This is a genomic window from Proteiniphilum acetatigenes DSM 18083, from assembly GCF_000380985.1.
Lineage (GTDB): Bacteria > Bacteroidota > Bacteroidia > Bacteroidales > Dysgonomonadaceae > Proteiniphilum > Proteiniphilum acetatigenes.
In genome coordinates, this window is sequence record NZ_KB905707.1 from 66024 (window position 1) to 85466 (window position 19443).

At 46.4% G+C, this 19443-nt stretch carries 14 protein-coding genes; 5 read left to right on the forward strand and 9 right to left on the reverse strand.

What is annotated here, in order from left to right; all coding sequences use genetic code 11:
* Nucleotides 1-35: 35 nt before the first annotated feature.
* Entirely contained in the window at nt 36-1748 is a 1713-nt protein-coding gene (locus F597_RS0117350) for a glycogen/starch synthase (RefSeq protein WP_019541024.1), read from the reverse strand.
* A gap of 72 nt (nt 1749-1820) precedes the next feature.
* On the opposite strand from F597_RS0117350, the gene mfd reads away from it, so the two are divergent.
* Nucleotides 1821-5174 (forward strand): transcription-repair coupling factor, encoded by a 3354-nt coding sequence (gene mfd / locus F597_RS0117355; protein ID WP_019541025.1) that lies wholly within the window; start codon nt 1821-1823, stop codon nt 5172-5174.
* On the opposite strand, the gene epsC is transcribed toward mfd, so the two are convergent.
* From epsC to purL, 7 genes are all read right to left on the reverse strand, one after another.
* Complete coding sequence (gene epsC, locus F597_RS0117360; protein ID WP_019541026.1) at nt 5156-5977, reverse strand: serine O-acetyltransferase EpsC; 822 nt, start codon at nt 5975-5977, stop codon at nt 5156-5158. The two genes, mfd and epsC, sit on opposite strands and share 19 nt — an antisense overlap.
* 13 nt (nt 5978-5990) lie before the next feature.
* Nucleotides 5991-7979, reverse strand: a complete 1989-nt coding sequence (locus F597_RS0117365; RefSeq protein WP_019541027.1) for a DUF4954 family protein — start codon at nt 7977-7979, stop codon at nt 5991-5993.
* A gap of 130 nt (nt 7980-8109) precedes the next feature.
* The gene (gene recA / locus F597_RS0117370) at nt 8110-9129 is read right to left on the reverse strand and encodes a recombinase RecA (RefSeq protein WP_019541028.1); all 1020 of its coding nucleotides are present in this window, start codon (nt 9127-9129) and stop codon (nt 8110-8112) included.
* A 44-nt stretch (nt 9130-9173) separates the two neighbouring features.
* A complete protein-coding gene (bcp, locus tag F597_RS0117375; protein WP_019541029.1) occupies nt 9174-9653 on the reverse strand; it encodes a thioredoxin-dependent thiol peroxidase in 480 nt (159 codons plus the stop codon).
* A gap of 150 nt (nt 9654-9803) precedes the next feature.
* On the reverse strand, nt 9804-10913 hold the full coding sequence (gene dprA / locus F597_RS0117380) for a DNA-processing protein DprA (protein ID WP_026327599.1): 1110 nt from the start codon (nt 10911-10913) through the stop codon (nt 9804-9806).
* Nucleotides 10914-11014: 101 nt separating this feature from the next.
* Nucleotides 11015-11416: an acyl-CoA thioesterase gene (locus F597_RS0117385; RefSeq protein WP_019541031.1), complete on the reverse strand. Its 402-nt coding sequence runs from the start codon at nt 11414-11416 to the stop codon at nt 11015-11017.
* A gap of 36 nt (nt 11417-11452) precedes the next feature.
* A complete protein-coding gene (purL, locus tag F597_RS0117390; RefSeq protein ID WP_019541032.1) occupies nt 11453-15154 on the reverse strand; it encodes a phosphoribosylformylglycinamidine synthase in 3702 nt (1233 codons plus the stop codon).
* 238 nt (nt 15155-15392) lie between these two features.
* On the opposite strand from purL, the gene F597_RS0117395 reads away from it, so the two are divergent.
* Entirely contained in the window at nt 15393-16028 is a 636-nt protein-coding gene (locus F597_RS0117395) for a LysE family translocator (RefSeq protein WP_019541033.1), read from the forward strand.
* A gap of 26 nt (nt 16029-16054) precedes the next feature.
* Here F597_RS0117395 and F597_RS0117400 read toward each other — a convergent pair whose 3' ends face one another.
* Nucleotides 16055-16552: a metallophosphoesterase family protein gene (locus tag F597_RS0117400; RefSeq protein ID WP_019541034.1), complete on the reverse strand. Its 498-nt coding sequence runs from the start codon at nt 16550-16552 to the stop codon at nt 16055-16057.
* A gap of 180 nt (nt 16553-16732) precedes the next feature.
* Here F597_RS0117400 and ppk1 point away from each other — a divergent pair, with 180 nt between their 5' ends.
* The 3 genes from ppk1 to F597_RS23170 all read left to right on the forward strand — a co-directional run.
* Nucleotides 16733-18799: a polyphosphate kinase 1 gene (ppk1, locus tag F597_RS0117405; protein WP_019541035.1), complete on the forward strand. Its 2067-nt coding sequence runs from the start codon at nt 16733-16735 to the stop codon at nt 18797-18799.
* Nucleotides 18800-18937: 138 nt separating this feature from the next.
* Nucleotides 18938-19162 (forward strand): hypothetical protein, encoded by a 225-nt coding sequence (locus F597_RS22660; protein ID WP_019541036.1) that lies wholly within the window; start codon nt 18938-18940, stop codon nt 19160-19162.
* A gap of 156 nt (nt 19163-19318) precedes the next feature.
* A partial coding sequence (locus tag F597_RS23170; RefSeq protein ID WP_425413909.1) for a helix-turn-helix domain-containing protein occupies nt 19319-19443 on the forward strand: 125 nt, incomplete at its 3' end.

A 19443-nucleotide genomic window follows, 5' to 3' on the forward strand; every position in this document is an offset into this window, starting at 1 on the left:
TGTGATTTTATTTCTATATGGCAAGTATAACGCTTTTATTCTATTTTAAGTTTATAAGGATGCGATAATCTGATAAATGAGTTATGCAATGCTTTGCGATAAGCTTCCTCGTAATAGCGGATGAAATGTGCCCAGTCTGCCATATCTGCCAGGGCAGCCGCACTTTGCTTCAATATTTTCACCTGCTCGTTGCTTTTTAGTGACAGGTCATGGACAAGTGCGGCAATTTCTTCCACCACTTCCGTATAGTTATCATCGTTACGGTGGATTACCTCTATACCGTCGCTAATCCCTTCTCCCTTGTCACCCTCTTTTTTAGCCCAAACACCAAATCCCGCCAATGTTGTGGTGATAGTGGGGACAGAAAAAGCTACACTCTCGTGCGGTGTGTAACCCCATGGTTCGTAATAAGAGGGAAAAACCGACATATCGAATCCGATCAGCAGATCATAATAGGGTAGATTGAAAATTCCATCGTCTCCATTCAGATAGGAAGGTACAAAGATAATTTTCACCCTCTCTTTCTCTGCATTACAAAATCCCAAATGCCTGATCTGGTTCATCACCATATCGTGCTGTGGTTCTACCAGTTCGTGGGTGATAAACGGACAGTCTGAAGAAGTGCTTTCCATGGATGGGTTCTCCGTTTGTGTGGAGTTATCTTCGGAAAGACGTGCCTGAAGGTCTTTCCGCGGCCCTTTTACCCAACCGGGTACCATGATGAAAGCGATGACGTCTTTTGTCAGTTGTGGCATTTTCCGCAGCAGGTTCATCGCATCGATAAATACGTCGATACCTTTGTTTTTGTATTCATATCTGCCGCTGGTCGCTATCAGCAAGGCATCAGGATGAATAGTATGACCCACTATCTTCTCGGCTACGTTGAGCAGTATCTTTCGTGCCTTTTTTCGTGCCCGGCTGTGATTGGCCCCTTTGGGGATAAAATCTTTTTCGAACCCGTTAGGGGTGACCACATCAGGCTGTCGCTGCAGAAGTTGTGTACATTCCGCCGCTGTGATATCACTCACGGTAGTGAAGCAGTCGACATGCTGTGCGGCTTTCTTCTCAATGGAATGCTTGGCCGTCATGTTCAACTGACGCGCCATCTGGTCGCCGTTATACACATGCAGATGATCATACAACGGAAGGTTGTTGCCGGCAATTGAGCGGCCGATGGAGGTAGCATGGGTGGTGAAGAGGGTGGCGATCTTGGGCACATGCTTTCTGATATAAAGCGCTGCGGCACCTGTCATCCATTCATTGAAGTGGGCGATCACATTCTCTGCTTCCAGATGATGGAAACGGTAAAAGCTCTCGATCACCAGTCCTGCGGCATAGGCGAACATGGTCGCTTCGTGATAGTCGCCATAGGCAGCAATCGAGTCAACACCGTAATCCATCCACATTTCTGTGTAGATATCGTTCTGTTTTTCAAAAAACGCATTGAATCTCACCAGAAAGACGATCGGTTCTCCGGGTACTTTCCACCGGCCGATACGAATAGGGAGGTGCTGATTGAGCGTAGCAAACTCATACCATGACGAAAAGAGGTTCTCATCTTCCCTGAACCAGGGACTTTCCTGTTCTCCCCATACATCGGGGCCGATGAAGAATATACGGTCTTTATGAATTTTCTGTAGAATATTGGCCCGTGTGGATAAGACGGTGTAAATACCGCCCACTTTGTTGCACACTTCCCAACTGACTTCGAAGAGGTAATCAGGTGTGTACCTGGCATCTATCTCCATATGTGATTATTTTCTTGTCTCCGGGGGACAAAGATACTAAAAAAATTGGCTTATCTTTGTACTTTCTTCTGAATGGTTGAAACAATAGACATTACCCAATTACAGCGGCTGATTGGAAAACATCCCAACCTGGCGGCAGCAGGCTCATTACTGAAAGAGATACAGGTTTTATCGGTAACGGGTTTGCACGGATCGTCGCATGCTTTATTTGCCGGGGAATTATTCCACAAACAACCACAGACTTACCTTTATATTTTAAATGACGCGGAAACCGCAGGCTATTTCTATCATGACCTGACCCAAATGATGGGTTCGGTTGATGTGCTCTTTTTCCCTTCGGCCTACAAGCGGGCTGCTAAGTACGGGCAGATAGACCGCGCTAACGAGGTACTTCGTGCAGGTGTTTTAAGCCGCCTGCAGGATGGCTCCGGGCCATTGATTATTGTCAGTTATCCCGATGCGTTGACGGAGAAAACGGTTTCCCGTAAAGAACTGGTGGATAATACGCTGAAGGTGGAGGTGGGAGACCGGATCGATAGTGCTTTTGTGAGTGAAGTGCTCGACAGCCTGGGGTTTCAGATAGTAGATTATGTATATGAACCGGGACAGTATGCCGTACGGGGAAGTATTCTTGATGTCTTTTCTTTTTCGAGTGAATATCCCTATCGTATCGACTTCTTTGGAGATGAGGTGGAGACCATACGCAATTTCGACGTGGAAACGCAATTGTCTAAAGAGAAGTTCAACGAGATCCGGATCGTTCCCGAATTCGGACGTAACGGATCTAAAGAGGCTTCGCTTTTCGGACTTCTTCCCGGTGACTCGGTGATCGGTACGGAAGATATGCGTTGGATTGCAAGCCGGGTGGAATCGATCAACGAGGATGAACTGCATATCGATCCCAAGGATGAGGAATTTGTGAAGGCCGATCTACTCACAAAAAAGGATTTCTTAGAGAGTATCGGTTCGTTTCGACAGATCCGTTTCGATACCAGGATGTTGGATACCCCTGATGCTGCTATTGAGTTCAACACATCGGTGCAACCTCTCTATCATAAGAATTTCGATCTTCTGAGCGAATCTTTACACCGCTTCATGGATGAGGGGTATACAATTTATATATTGAGCGACAGTGAAAAGCAGCAGAAACGGCTTTTCCATATTTTCGAGGATCGTAACGATCCCATCCCCTTTATACCGGTAAATAAAACGTTGCATGAAGGATTTTCGGACGAGACACTGAAAATATGTTGCTTCACCGATCACCAGATCTTTGACCGTTTTCATAAATACAGCCTGAAATCAGACAAGGCTCGCTCGGGTAAAATTGTCTTGACACTCAAGGAAATAAGCCAGCTCCAACAGGGAGACTATGTGGTGCATATGGATCACGGTATTGGCCGGTTTGCCGGACTGGTACGCCTGCGCATCGGCGATAAAATACAGGAGGTGATCAAACTCACTTATAAGAATAATGACGCGGTATTCGTTTCGATCCATTCCCTGCACAAAATATCGAAGTACAAAGGCAAGGAAGGGGAAGAACCGCAACTGAACAAACTGGGCTCGGGAGCATGGGAGAAGGTGAAAGAGCGGACAAAGAAGAAGATCAAGGATATTGCCCGCGACCTGATTAAGCTTTATGCCCAGCGTCACCAGGAGAAAGGATATGCCTTTTCGAAGGATACTTATCTGCAGACAGAGCTGGAAGCGTCGTTTATGTATGAGGATACGCCCGACCAGGTGAAAGCTACCCGCGATGTGAAAGCCGATATGCAGAGTGAGAGACCTATGGACAGGCTGGTCTGTGGCGATGTAGGTTTCGGAAAGACCGAGATCGCGATCCGTGCTGCCTTTAAAGCGGCTACCGACGGGAAGCAGACGGCCGTCCTGGTACCTACTACCGTACTGGCTACACAGCATTACCACACTTTTAGTGAACGATTGGCTGATTTTCCGGTAAAGGTGGATTACCTGAGCCGTGCCCGTACAGCAAAAGAACAGAAAGAGATCCTCCTACGGTTAAAAGAGGGAAAGATCGATATCCTTATCGGTACTCACCGACTGGTGGGGAAGGATGTGGAATTCAAAGATCTGGGACTGCTGATCATCGATGAGGAGCAGAAATTTGGGGTGTCCGTTAAAGAGAAACTCAAACAGTTGAAGGTGAACGTGGATACGCTCACTATGACGGCAACCCCTATCCCGCGTACTCTGCAATTCTCGCTGATGGGGTCGCGCGACCTTTCCACCATAGGGACGCCTCCTCCCAACCGCTATCCCATACAGACCGAGGTACATACGTTTGATATAGAGCTTATCCGTGATGCGATTAATTTTGAATTGAACCGGAATGGGCAGCTGTTTATAGTGAACAACCGCATCAGGAATATTTATGAACTGGAAGCCCTTATCAAGAGAGAGATGCCGGGTGTACGCGTGGCGGTGGGACACGGTCAGATGGATCCGAAGAAATTAGAAGGTGTGATTGCCGATTTTATCAATCATGAACAGGATGTCCTGATCGCGACGACTATCATCGAATCGGGCATCGATATGCCCAATGTGAATACCATCATTGTGATGGATGCACAGAATTTCGGACTGAGCGATTTGCACCAGTTGCGCGGCAGGGTAGGTCGAAGCAACCGCAAAGCATTCTGTTATCTGCTGGCGCCCCCGTTCTATATGCTGAGCAGTGACTCTCGCAGGCGCCTTCAGGCTATTGAGAATTTCGCCGAGTTGGGGAGCGGACTCCATATCGCGATGCAGGACCTGGACATTCGTGGTGCGGGAAACCTGCTGGGAGCGGAACAGAGCGGTTTTATCGCCGACCTGGGGTATGAAACTTATCAGAAGATATTGGCCGAAGCGGTACAGGAGTTGCGAAAAGATGAGTTCGCCGAACTGTACGATACACAGCAGGCGGAAAGGGCTCAGACGCATAATTTTGTGGATGATGTCCTGGTAGAGAGCGACCTGGAACTCATGTTCCCGGTGAATTATATCCCGAACGATGCGGAACGGGTAGCCATTTACCGTGAAATGGACAATATGGAGTCCGAGACGGAGATCATGGACTTTATGAAACGTCTGGAAGACCGCTTCGGAAGAATTCCGGGGCAGGGCAGGGAGCTTATCCGCATTGTGCGGCTTCGCCGTATCGCCAAGTCGCTGGGAATTGAGAAGGTAGTCCTGAAAAACGGACAGATGACCCTTTTCCTGATCTCTGATCCGGAGTCGCCCTATTACAATTCGCCGGTATTCGACCAGTTATTGGATTTTGTACAGAAACAATCACGTCGATGCCGCTTGCAGGAAAAAGGTAAAAAACGGTCGGTTGCGATCAGTCACGTAGAGACCGTGGAAACGGCAGTTGCTTTGCTGGAGGAGATTGGAAAGGGAAATCAAATCACAAAATCATAAGGACTGGAAAGATCCCTCACCATCCGTATCTTTACATCTATCGAGTTAGAGACGAGAGAGTAGGGGACTACACTCCGCGTGAGCCATGCTCCGCCGCCAATTACCGAGTCATGGCCGACCACCGTCTTTCCTCCCAGAATAGTAGCATTGGCGTATATCACCACGTTGTCCTCCACGGTCGGATGTCGTTTTACGTCAGACAATTTCTTCTCTACATATAATGCACCGAGCGTTACACCCTGATATATCTTTACGTTGTTACCAATCTCGGCCGTTTCACCGATCACGATCCCCGTTCCATGGTCCATAAAGAGATTTTTGCCTATCCTGGCGGCGGGATGAATGTCGATACCGACCTTTGAATGAGCGTATTCGGAAAAAAGCCTGGCGATCAGGGGGACTCCCAGTCGATGGAGTTCATGTGCTACACGATGCACACAGAGAGCATAAAATCCGGGGTAGGTGAGGATTACCTCTTCCAGGCTTTTGGCCGCAGGATCGGCTCTCAAATAGCAGGCCGCATCTTTATAGAGCCGTTCGCGAAGCGAAGGAAATTGGCGGAAAAACGATTCGGTGATCTCATCAGCTTTCTGCTCACCGGTAAGTGAGGATATATTGGCGTGAAGTGTTACAGCCGCTTCCTTTAGCTTTTCATGGACATCTACCGGTTCCGGACAGTCGCAGATAGGGAACATCTGTGAAATAAGCGTTTCGATCACCTCTTCCAGATCACACTTGTTAATAGGAATGCGTATAGGTTGCGGGTTGAACTGCTGAATGAGTTCCTCAATCTTGTCTGTCATGAAAATAGGATGTTTATTGTATATTTTTTATTCTTTCTATCAATTCGTCTCCCAGTGCTCTTTTTTCTTCGATGTGCTTTAATGTGGCTATAACGAATGGGTTCTTATCGAAAGCGCCCCGTACGTATTCGAAATCCATGGCTCTATCCTGGATATTACCGTCGGCACCAAAGCCGGTTTTGAATGAGAGGGAGAATTCTTTTTTTGCATCGCTGTAGATCATCTCATCGAGACCGATTACCGCTGCTTTCCACTTTTCAACGATAGAGATCACATCAGATGCCGTAATCTCATCGGCTTTGATACTGTAAAACGACTGAATCTTATCCCAGGCCCATGTCCATTCGTTTTCATAGTAGTCCTGGTGCAGTTTCTGGAACACATGATTGATCTCTTTCAGCTTGGTGATCTCTCCCGATTCGATTTTGCAGAGCAGATCGTCGATCTCCGATTTGGGGGCGATCAACCCCGAAACATCTACCCATTCTCCCAGTCCGGGTGCACCTTGCGGGTCGAGCCGCTGCCTGATCTCTTCATTGCTTTTAAACCGGGTTTTCTCTAAGCGCTTGATAAGCGAGTTACCAAGAAATTTGTGGATAATGATCTCATAAAGTTTCAATCCTCTCAGTAGTGATGAATTGGTGATGACGCAACTCTGGAAGGTATAAAATTCCGATGTTTCCCCGGCTACAGCCTGAAGGTTTTTGAGAATCTCTATACCGGCAAACACTTTTTGGATCGTATAGGGACTGAGTAGGTTGAAATTGATGCAGTCGAGCCGGTCGGGATCTTTCCGACGATCTCTCTCAGGCCATTTCTTGGCATCACGGATGGTGCCCACACTGCGTAAGTTCACACCCGGTGCAATATGGGTACCGTTGTCTTTTTCTACGAGGTAGGAAAAAGGAAGATTCGATGTGTCAGCATGTTGGGAATGGCGTCCCAGGATCAGAGAGAATGGCCCCACCTTGGCAGGCCATAACACGTAAGAGTTACTGGTCGTCTTGGCACCTCGTTCAATGATCCCCTGGTGAATAGGCCCCAGTTTATACATGTGGTTGCTCTGGTTAGAGCCTGATCCGGCATTCATAAAGGAGAACATCCCTGCAATGAGCAGCGTGGATTTATGATGTGTGACGGTGTAGGGACCGGCAAAAAGTGCGCAAGCTTCCCCGTTCTCACCCTGACAATTGCTGAAAAAGAGGGAGTCGGAAGCAGAATAGCCGTGATCAATATGACAGGCCTGGCCGATGAAACAGCGTGAAATAATAGAACCTCCGTCGATCGTGGAACCGGAACAGACAATGAAATCTTCGGCGATCACATTACGTCCGATATAGACCGGATCATATTCATTACTGTTGATACTGCCGTTTTTGAGTTTCATCGCACCGGTTATTTTACAGAAGGCACCTATCCGCACGTTTTTGATATATCCGACGTTCACAATCTTGCAATCATGTTCGATGATTCCCCTGTCAGATGAGTGCTTGTTGCAATAATAATCAATGATCGCCTTCATCCGTTCAACCAGTTTCGGGCGATGGCGATAAAGTGAGTAGATATAAGCAAAATGGGCCGAGAGTTTGTCGTTGATATGTACTTCCCTCCCTCCGGTTTCGTTCAGTACGTTGACCTGCACTCCGTTTCCAAAGGTCGTCATCCCGTCGACCAGGATCACATCTATATTTTGAATGAAACAATTATCACCGATGGTATAGTTGGCGATATAATTCTGCACATTCTCGATCATTACATTATCGCCTATGGTGCAGTTATGGATCACGGCGCGATTGATACCGGCATGTTTTTGTAATCCACCGGGTAAAGAGAACACCTTCTCAAATATACCGAGTTCGACCCTGCCTGAAAAATGGCTTTCACGTACATAGCGAGGATCGAAATCTTCTTTTACAATAATCAACCCCCAGTCGGTACACCTACATCCGTTTTTTTCCAGCAGATTGATTTCGGACTGCGTTAAATTTCTGTGATCTTGCATAATTTAATGTGCCAATGTGACTAATGATACTAATGTGGAAATGTGACGAATGTGCCGGAGAAAGTTTTTTTGATCAATCTGGAGTAAAAGAAAAAACGAGACTTCCACAAGGGATGTCTCGTTCTCCATGTCACTTATTGTTCTCCTTAAGTGCGTCAAAAATGAGCTTTTCGAGTTCCTCAGCCAGTTCGGGATTATCTTTGATGGCTGCCTTTGCTGCATCGCGTCCCTGCCCCAGCTTTGTGTCATTATAACTGTACCATGAACCGCTTTTCTTGATGATTCCCAGATCGGATCCCAGGTCGATAATTTCACCTGTACGTGAAATCCCTTCTCCGTACATAATATCGAACTCTGCTTTACGGAACGGTGGGGCCAGTTTATTTTTCACAACCCTTACCCGGGTAGGCTTCCCGATCTGTTCTTCACCATCCTTGATAGCAGTACCGCTACCGCGGATATCCAGACGTACCGACGCGTAGAATTTCAAAGCATTCCCTCCGGTAGTTGTTTCAGGATTACCGAACATTACCCCGATCTTCTCTCTCAACTGGTTGATGAAGATACAAGTGGTGTTGGTTTTACTGATGGCTGAAGTGAGTTTCCTGAGCGCCTGCGACATCAATCGTGCCTGCAGTCCCACGTTGGAGTCACCCATCTCGCCTTCTATTTCCTTTTTTGGGGTAAGTGCCGCTACCGAGTCGATCACTATAATATCTACCGCTGAAGAGCGGATCAACTGTTCTGCGATTTCTAACGCCTCTTCACCGCTGCTCGGCTGTGAAATAAGCAGTTCGTCGGTGTTTACACCCAGTTTCTCGGCATAAAAACGGTCGAAAGCATGTTCGGCATCTATAAAGGCCGCCACACCCCCCGCTTTTTGTGCTTCTGCAATCGCATGAATGGCAAGAGTGGTTTTTCCCGATGATTCGGGTCCGTAGATCTCAATGACACGTCCGCGCGGATAGCCGCCCACACCCAGAGCTACATTTAAGGCAATAGAGCCGGAGGAGATGACCGGTACCTCTTCCACTTTCTCGTCGCCCATCTTCATGATAGAGCCTTTGCCGTAGGTCTTTTCAATCTTGTCCATCGCTGCACGCAGCGCTTTCAGTTTTTCACTGTTTTTGTTATCTTTTTCTTCTGCCATATTTTGGTTATGTTTAATTTTTGTAGCTTGTACTCATTGCCGGTTTATTGTTCACTACCGGCTTTCGTTTTCTCTAATATTTGCACGGCATGGTTTTTCGTATCCACTCCTCTCCCTTCTATCTTATCACGGATGATTCCGTTTTCATCCACAAGGAATGTCGTACGGACGGTACCCATGAATTTTTTTCCCATCATCGATTTTTCCTGCCACACTCCGAATTCCTCTACCAACCTTTTATCTGTGTCAGCGATCAAAGGAAAGGGTAGGGAGAACTTCTCAATGAATTTTTGGTGCGACTTCCCACTGTCGACACTTACACCTACGATTCCATACCCTGCTTTGCGAAGGTCGGCGTAACCGTCTCGCAGACTGCATGCCTGAGCCGTACATCCGGGTGTATTGTCTTTCGGATAAAAGTAAAGAGCTAGCTTCTTACCGCTGAATTGCTCCGCTTTTACCGGTTTCCCATTTTGATCTGTCCCCAGCATTTCGGGTATTTTGTCGCCTATCTGTAAAGCCATTGATCTTTTTTTAAATGTGATTAAGCCGGTCGACAGTAGTATTACCGTTTTCTGGCTTGATAAACAGTCGTTTAATCGACTTGTTGCGTACTTCATTGTCCAAAGATAATAAAAAATAAAGAGATGCAGTGATGAGAAACGAGCCAATTTTTATGCTAACCGATACATTCCGCCCGGTAACGACATTACAATATTTTTTACTTCCAACTCCAGTAATGTCATAAACAATTCCGGCACCGGAATGTTGAGTTCGATGGCCAGTGTGTTTACATGTATAGAGCCGGTATTACTAATTTTTTCGAATATCATGGTCTCTTCTTCCGAGAGATCATGAAAGAGCGTCTGTTGTTCCGGAAGAACTGGTTTTTCTACTGTTTCCCATCCCATATGTGAGATAAAACTGTTGATACTTTGTAATAGCAATGCTTTGTTTTCCGATATCAACCTGTTGCAGCCGATTGACATTTTATCCCGGATACGGCCCGGCAAGGCAAATACTTCGCGATAATAAGAGTTGGCGATATCAGCAGTAGTAAGCGATCCCCCTTTTTCGCCCGATTCAATAACTACGACTGCATCGGCCATGCCTGCGACGATACGGTTGCGCTTCACGAAATTGTGCTTGTCGGGATTGGTGCCGCTGGGAAATTCGGTGAGGAGGGCGCCGTTCTGTAGCATCTCGACGGCTGTCTGCCGATGAATCTGCGGATAGATCCGATCCAACCCGTGGGCCAGTACAGCTACCGTAGAGAGGTTGTGCTTCAGTGCTGCCCGGTGGGCGCAGATATCGATGCCGTATGCCAGACCACTGATAATCTGTATGTCGGGAACTCTGTGCGATAGTTCTTCAATAAATTCTTTGCAAAAATCTTCACCATATCTGGTGGCATTACGTGTACCTATCACGCTGATGATTCTCTGGTGATTGAAATCGGTATTCCCTTTGGCATAAAGCAGTAGGGGAGCGTCGATACACTGGGTAAGCCGTTGGGGGTACTCTTCATCGGTAAAGAAAAGGAGTCGGAGCTTATTATCCATTACAAAATTCAACTCTTTCTCCGCCTTTCTCATTACTTCCGGATCCCGGATCTCTCCGATCAATCGTCTTGAAATGCGGGGAATGACTTCCAACTTACGGACATCCTCTTTGAAGATCGCTTCTTCGTCGCCGATCACCTGCATCAGGTTGTGGGCATACATCACCCCTACGCCTTTGATATGCGTAAGTGCTATCTGGTATAGAGATTTGTCTGTGTTCATAGTTCATAGAGTAAAGAATAAAGAAATAAGAAGTGGAGAAGTCAAGAAGTGGAGAAGGTTGGAATTTACTTTTCTCTTTTCCGCCTTTTCACCTTTCCTCTTCAAATATAGGGAGCGAACACTTCGTCGAACACTTCGGGCTGTGATAACTTGCCGTTTACCAGATTCACTACCTCAATTTTCGCTTTGGCACACACTGTGTTATCTGCCAGGCGAATAATTTTCTGATGGAAAATATATTTCACTCCCGTTCTTTCGATACGGTGTACAGTACAGTTGAACTCATCCATTCCGACCAGGGGGATCTTGTAGCGGATCTCTACACGTGAGACTACCGCATCGATACCCTGCAGATGCAACTGGTGAAAATTGAGTCCTGCCTTTTCCAGAAACTCATGCCGCGTCACCTCAAAATAGTGCTGATAGTTGGCATTATTCACATGCCCTTGCACGTCGCACTCGTAATCCCGCACTTTCATCTTATATGCAAAAACCGGATCCATTGATTTTAATCTCCTTTCCTTATGATATATCCGCTTTTACACTGTTTGAGACTTAACCCTCAACCATTCTCTTGCGTTGGCGAATGCTTCCATCCATGGAGTTACTTCATGCTTGCGGTAAGCGTGGGGATACCATGCGTTTTGCCAGGGGAAGATTGATCGTTCGGGATGCGGCATCATGGCCAGATGGCGCCCGTCGCGTGAGCAGACAGCAGCCGTAGCATAGTCGGAGCCGTTGGGATTACCCGGATATTCGTCGTAGAGGTATTTTGCCACTACATTATAATTCGATTCGGATTCCGGCAACCGGAAACGGCCTTCACCATGCGCTACCCATACTCCGAGTTTTGTGCCTTCGAGCGATTTGAGCATCACCGATTCATTTTTTGGTATCTCCAAAGTAACGAAAGTCGATTCGAATTTGTGGGACACATTATGATGCATTTTAGGATGGTTATCACCCATTTCAGGGTAGATCAATCCTAATTCCATCAATAGCTGGCAGCCGTTACAGATACCGAGGCTCAGTGTATCTTCCCGGGCGAAGAAATTATTCAGCGCTGTCTTTGCTTTTTCGTTATAGCGGAATCCACCGGCCCATCCTTTAGAGGATCCGAGCACATCGGAATTGGAGAATCCTCCGCAGAAGACGGCGAACTGAACATCTTCCAGCATTTCACGACCGGAAGTAAGATCAGTCATATGCACATCTTTCACGTCGAAACCGGCAAGCCAAAGTGAGTAGGCCATTTCCCGTTCGCCATTGGTGCCTTTTTCGCGGATAATGGCAGCGGTGAGTCCCGATCTCTCTTGCCTGTGGGGATTCAGTCCCAGGTCTTCCATCTTTCCTGTGAAGGAAGGGTTGAACCCAAACTGAAGCGGTTGATTTTTATAGTTTTCGAACCGTTGTGCAGCACAGGCTTCGCCACTTTGTTTCCGGTCGAGCAGGTAAGAGGTCTTATACCATATATCCCGTAACCGGTCAATATCGAACTCTTTACAGAAGGTATCTTTGGAGATCACCAGTTTGCGTTCTTCTATCGGACGCGCTATGATAGCAGCTCCCACTCCGTAATCCTGCAGGATCTTTTCTACCAGGTGATGATGTTTTACCTGAATGATCACCCCGGGATTTTCAGAGAACAGGATTTTTATCAGGTCTGCATGGCGGATCTTGTCGAAGCGTGCTTCCAATCCTCCCTGCGGATTGGCAAAGCACATCTCCAGCATGGCGGTGATCATCCCTCCGGCTGAGATATCATGTCCGGCGAGGATCAATCCGCGGTTCACCAACTCCTGTACGGCTGCAAAGGTGTTCTTGAAATATTCGGCATCGGTCACGGTAGGCGCTTCGTCCCCGATTTTGCTCATTGTTTGAGCGAATGCCGATCCTCCTAATTTGAAAATGTCGAATGAAAAGTCGATATAATAGAGGTAAGTGCCTCTTATATAAGCCAGTACTGGTGATACGATCTTGCGGATATTTTTCACTTCGGCGGCAGCAGAAATAATGACCGTCCCCGGTGAGTAGACTTTGTCGTCGCCGTATTTCTGTGTCATGGAGAGTGAATCTTTTCCTGTAGGGATATTGATGCCCAGGTCGCAGGCAAAGTCGGAACAAGCTTCCACTGCTTTGTAAAGACGGGCATCCTCTCCGGGATTGCGGCAGGGCCACATCCAGTTAGCGCTGAGGGAGACAGTTTGTAATCCGTCGGTAAGCGGAGCGAACACGATGTTGGTAAGTGCTTCGGCGATTGCCATTACCGATCCGGCAGCGGGATCTATCATGGCCACTTGCGGAGCGTGTCCCAGCGACGTTGCCATACCGGCATAACCATTATAGTCGAGTGCAATGGCTCCACAGTCACTCAATGGCAGTTGGATTTCACCCTGGCATTGCTGACGGGCGATTTTTCCGGTAACAGACCTGTCTACCTTGTTGGTAAGCCAGTCCTTGCAGGCAACCGCTTCTAATTTGAGTACATTCTCTATATATGTTTCCAGTAATTCCTCATCATATTCCGGAGCACTGTATTCTTCCGTGATAGAGGTATCCTCCATGATGGTGACAGGTGGTTTTCCGAAGAAATCCTCCAGTTCCATATCTATGGGGCAGGCACTGTCCGGCTGGCGGAAGGTAAATTTCATGTCGCCGGTAGTTTCACCTACCACATACATGGGCGACCGTTCGCGGGAGGCAATGCGCTCTATCCGTTCTATATCCTTTTGCTCTACCAGTAAGCCCATCCGTTCCTGGCTTTCGTTGCCTATGATCTCCCGTGCGGAGAGGGTTTCGTCTCCGACAGGCAATTTGTCCATCTCAATGATACCTCCTGTCTTTTCCACCAATTCCGACAGGCAGTTGAGGTGGCCGCCCGCACCGTGGTCGTGAATGGAGACGATGGGGTTTTCGTCCGATTCGGCCAGTGCACGAATCACGTTGGCTACACGTTTCTGCATCTCAGGGTTGGCGCGCTGCACGGCATTCAATTCGATCCCGGCAGAGTATTCACCGGTGTTGACCGATGAAACGGCGCCGCCACCCATGCCGATACGGTAATTATCACCGCCCAGCACCACTACTTTCTCACCATTCTGCGGTTCTCCTTTTTTTGCATCACGTTTGTTGGCATATCCGACGCCGCCGGCAAGCATGATCACCTTGTCATAACCGAATTTCTTGTCGTTTTCGGTATGTTCTAAGGTGAGTACTGATCCGCAGATCAGCGGTTGTCCGAATTTGTTCCCGAAATCGGACGCCCCATTGGAGGCTTTGATAAGGATCTGTTCAGGTGTCTGATAAAGCCATTTGCGTGGTGGTACCGTTTGTTCCCATGCGCGTCCTTCTTCGAGACGGGGATAGGAGGTCATATAAATCGCTGTACCTGCTACCGGGAGCGATCCCTTCCCCCCTGCCAACCGGTCGCGGATCTCACCGCCCGTACCGGTGGAAGCACCATTGAATGGCTCTACCGTGGTGGGGAAGTTATGAGTTTCGGCTTTGAGTGAAAGCACGCTTTCTACCTCTTTGGTTTGGAAAAAATCGGGTTTATCACCGCTTGCCGGTGCAAACTGTTGTATTGTAGGGCCTTGTACAAAAGCCACATTATCTTTGTAAGCCGATATAAGGCTGTTCGGATTAACGGAAGAAGTTTTCTTGATCAACTGGAACAGGGTCATCTCTTTTTCTTCACCATCGATGACGAATTTACCGTTAAATATTTTGTGGCGACAATGTTCTGAATTTACTTGTGAGAAACCAAACACTTCACTGTCGGTAAGCTTGCGTCCCATCTTCTGGCTGACGGCATTGAGGTAATCGATCTCCTCATTGCTCAATGCAAGTCCTTCCGCCTGATTATAAGCTGCAATATTGTCAATATATATGATCGGTTCGGGCTCCTTATCAATAGTGAACACAGATTGATCCAGCTTGTCATACCTGCGTTGCAACATCGGATCAAATTCCGCTGTATTGTCGTCACTATATGGCGTATATTCTTCGATACGTGTGATACCCTCGATACCCATATTCTGTGTGATCTCTACTGCACAGGTGCTCCAGGGTGTGATCATCTCACGGCGGGGACCGATAAAGGATTGATCGACGCTTTCTGTGGGGAGTACTTCAGCTTCGCCGAACAGCCATGTCAGTTTTTGAATCTCTTCAGTGGAAAATTCTGTATTGGCTTGTACGGCAATCACGCTTTGGGAAGGAGTTTTAAAAAATGTAATCATATCTGTCAATCTATTCAACTTTCATCAATTTGAATTGAGTGACAAAGTTAGTGAACTTTTTCGATAAGCGAATACAGAGGCAAAACTTGTTTTGACTATGTTGAGTAAAGAAAAAGTCTAACTTTAGTGAACTTTTTCGATAAGTGAATACAGAGGTAAAACTTGTTTTGTCTGTTTTGCATAATGGATGTACCTTTGCACCGGAAAAATTTAGAGTTATATCTATAAACAGCGATACATGTTCGAAACAATCGCCAAGGGGTTTCTTATTGGATTGTTGGTCTCTGCACCTATGGGACCTATCAATATGCTGGTCATTCAGCGAACACTCAACCGGGGATGGTGGCATGGCTTTGTAACTGGATTGGGTGCTATGCTGTCTGATCTGGTCTATGTCTTGATTACATTAGTAGGGTTAAGTTTTATCTCAGATTTTTTTGATAAATATGAGCAGGTTATACAGGCGATGGGAAGCATCATACTTATTTTATTCGGCCTCATGGTATTCCGTTCTAATCCTTTGAGAGACTGGACTCCCAATAAACTGCCCCAGGAAACACGATATATTAGAGATTTTGTTTCGTCGTTTTTCCTCACCTTATCCAATGTGGCGATTATTTTAATACTTATGGGACTTTACGCCCGTTTCTCATTTAACCCTTTGGCGGACGGAAGTAGATTTTTTGCCGCCGGCTTGGCCGCATTTACCGCTGCTACATTTATATGGTGGTTCTTTCTCACCACTTTGGTTTCCCGATTACGCAAACATTTTAACCGGAGAGGATTGGTATTTCTTAACCGGAGCGTAGGAGTCATACTGATGTTACTGGGAGCAGGGGAGAGCATCCTGTCACGGTTTCCCGGACTGTTTTAGTTTCTCTTTCCACCTTTCCACTCCCTCTACTCCTGTTTTCCTATCTCGATCACTTCAAGATCTCTGATATCGCCGTCGTCCAATACAAAACGGAGAAGGGTACGCACCTGGTGAAACCCGTACTTGCCGGCAGCGCCAGGATTCATGTAGAGACATTCCAGTTTCTTATCGTACATCACTTTAAGAATATGGGAGTGCCCGGCAATAAACAGTTTCGGAGGATTTGCTCGTAATTGCGGCAGGACGGCGGGATTGTAACGACCGGGATATCCCCCTATATGGGTGATCATTACGTCTACCTTCTCCAGCATGAATCGCAATGTGTGTGGATAAGCACGGCGGACTACAGCGTCGTCGATATTACCATACACAGCCCGAAAAGGTTTTAATGTTTCGAACCGTTGGGCCAGGGCCAGAGACCCGATGTCGCCCGCATGCCATATCTCGTCGCACGAGGCAAAGTGGGTCTCGAATTTCTCATCCCAATGGTTGTGAGTGTCGGAAAGCAGGCCGATTTTTTTCATACGCTTGAGCTCTTTTTTATCGGTTTAATACAAAGATAAATTTTTTTGTACAAAGAATTCTGAGGTAAGAGAGATTTACTTCTTCTAAATTCTAAAATGGCGAACATGAATCTTAAAAGAGAGTTTATTCGAACAAACTTTGTAATTTTGAGGTTTAATGTGTAAAAAAAGTCGGGTATAATGGGAAATAATCAATACTCTTATTTCAAACGTGATATCAGCTGGTTGTCATTCAACTATCGTGTACTGCTGGAAGCGAAAGACGAACGGTTGCCGGTGTATGAGCGCATCAAATTTCTCTCCATCTATTCTTCCAATCTCGAGGAATTTTATAAAATACGTGTTTCGGGATACCATAGTTCTCTGCTGGAAAGCATAGACCGGGATGAATCTGTAGAGGAGGCGAAGAAAACTCTCGTGCAGATCAACAGGGAAGTCACTGCCCAGGAGAAGGAGTATGATAATATCTTCAATAAGATGATCCTGCCGGAACTGAAGCGCAACGGTATCATATTATATCAGACCGACAAGGTGGAGCCGTTCCATCAGGAATATGTGAAAAAGTATTTTAACGAAGAGGTATTTCCCTATTTGCAGCCAATGATCATTCAGAAGGATGATATTCATTCGTTTATTCAGGATGCCCGCATCTATCAGGTGATCAGTCTCCTGAAAAAGAAGAAAAAGTCTGACAAGCTAGGATATACCTATGCCATAATGAAGATCCCCTATACCAAAATACCCCGGTTTATTCAACTTCCGTCGTATGAAGGTAATCATTATATCATGTTTATCGATGATGTGATCAAAGCGAATATGCAGAGTGTATTCCCCGGGTATGAAATTGTGGATTGCTTCAGCATCAAGATTTCACGTGATGCTGACTTCTCATTGGAAGATGAAGACAGGAAAGATATTGCCGAAGAGATTCTTAGCAAGGTACGTAAACGTAAGATAGGGGCGGTTACCCGTTTTCAGTATGATAAAAATATACCGGATTATTTTCTGCAATATCTCTGTGACGTATACGAGATTGAAGAGGAGGAAATGCTTCCTTCCGGCCGTTATTTGAACAGAGCCGATCTTGCGAAACTTCCTAATCCGGTGGGTGACTCACTGAGGCAACAATTGCCTCCACCACTTAGGGTACCGGAATTGGAAGCCAACAACTCTATCCTGAGGGTACTACGGAAACAGGACGTGCTGCTGCATTTTCCCTACCAGTCGTTCGACTATCTGCTGCGATTCCTTTTGCAGGCGGCTTTCGATCCGAAGGTACTGGAAATCAAAGTAACCCAATATCGTGTGGCGGAGAACTCGGCTGTTATCAACAGCCTCATCAGTGCTGCGAAGAACGGGAAAAAGGTGACGGTCTTTGTCGAACTAAAGGCCCGCTTCGATGAGATGAATAACTATCTCACTTCCGAACTGATGCAGCAGGCAGGGGTGAAGATCATTTACAGCCTTCCGGGATTGAAAGTACATGCCAAACTGGCTTATGTACGGAAGCGTAGCAACGACCCGGATGATCCTATCAAAGGTTATGCTTATCTGGGGACAGGCAATTTCAATGAAAAAACGGCCCGTATCTATTCCGACAAGGGGTTACTTACTTCGAATAAAGAATTTATCAAAGATATCGACGAAGTATTCCGTGTGTTGGAGGGAAAACCCTATATGCGTAACTTCAAGCATTTGTTAGTGACGCAGTTTAATATGCTTCCCGAGACCCATAAGATGATTGAACGGGAGATCGAACATGTGAAAAGCGGTGGCATAGGGCATATCATCTTAAAGATGAACAGTCTGGAGGATAAAGGGATGATCAATGCGCTTTACCGTGCCAGCGAGGCGGGGGTGAAGATCGACCTGATTATACGCGGTATCTGTTGCCTGGTGCCTGGCCAGCCGTTCAGCAAAAATATCACGGTGACGCGTATTGTAGATGCCTATCTGGAGCATGCCCGGGTCTGGTATTTCTTTAATGGTGGTGAAGAGGATATTTACCTGACGTCGGCCGACTGGATGCAGCGTAACCTGCACCGCCGCATCGAGGTGGCTTTCCCAATCTATACGGACTCACTGAAGCAGCAGATCATCGACATACTGAAAATACAACTTGCCGACAACCAGAGTGCGGCATGGATCGACGAAAACCTGCAAAACGTGTTCAAACACAACGATCAACCGCCCATACGTGCCCAGCAGGCAGTCTATGAGTATCTGAAGAAATTGACCGAACAGTAAGGCTATTTTTTATCTGCTCTGTGGTCAAAATCAAGAGAAAATATTTATATTTCTTCCAACTTTCACTATATTTGTCATGCAAGAGCAATTGAATGTATGACATTATAAGACAATGAAAACAGTATCCGTAAAAAACAAATGGCTTTCAGGCTTAACGAAAACTTAGTAAATAAGCTGAAAGAGGGAGCAAAAAAGGAAAACAGAAGCCTAAACAACTATGTGGAATGTATTCTCATGGATAGCGTTTACAATAGCCGGGGAGTAGAAATAGTAGAAGAAGTGCCGGAAGATTTTTACCGTGCTATTTCCGTCGATGAAGCTAAGGAAAGAATTCAAAAAGGGCTCAAAAAAATGTTTGGATAAAACGGTTTGATTTGTGCCAGTGATTTCGGTCTATGTGTGCCACCTTTTTCGGTTCAAACCGTGCCACTTTTTACGGTTCGATTTGTGCCACTTTGAAAAGATCAAGTTATCTTGTCCCTAAAAAAGGGATGCGGTATGGCAAATAAACTTGATCCTATGGATATAAAACAAATTTTAGTCTTAATCAAAGACGGTTTTAGTAACCGCAAGATTGGTGCTACACTTGGTATATCTCGTAATACCGTTAACAGCTATGTACAACAGTTTAACTCAAGTGGTTA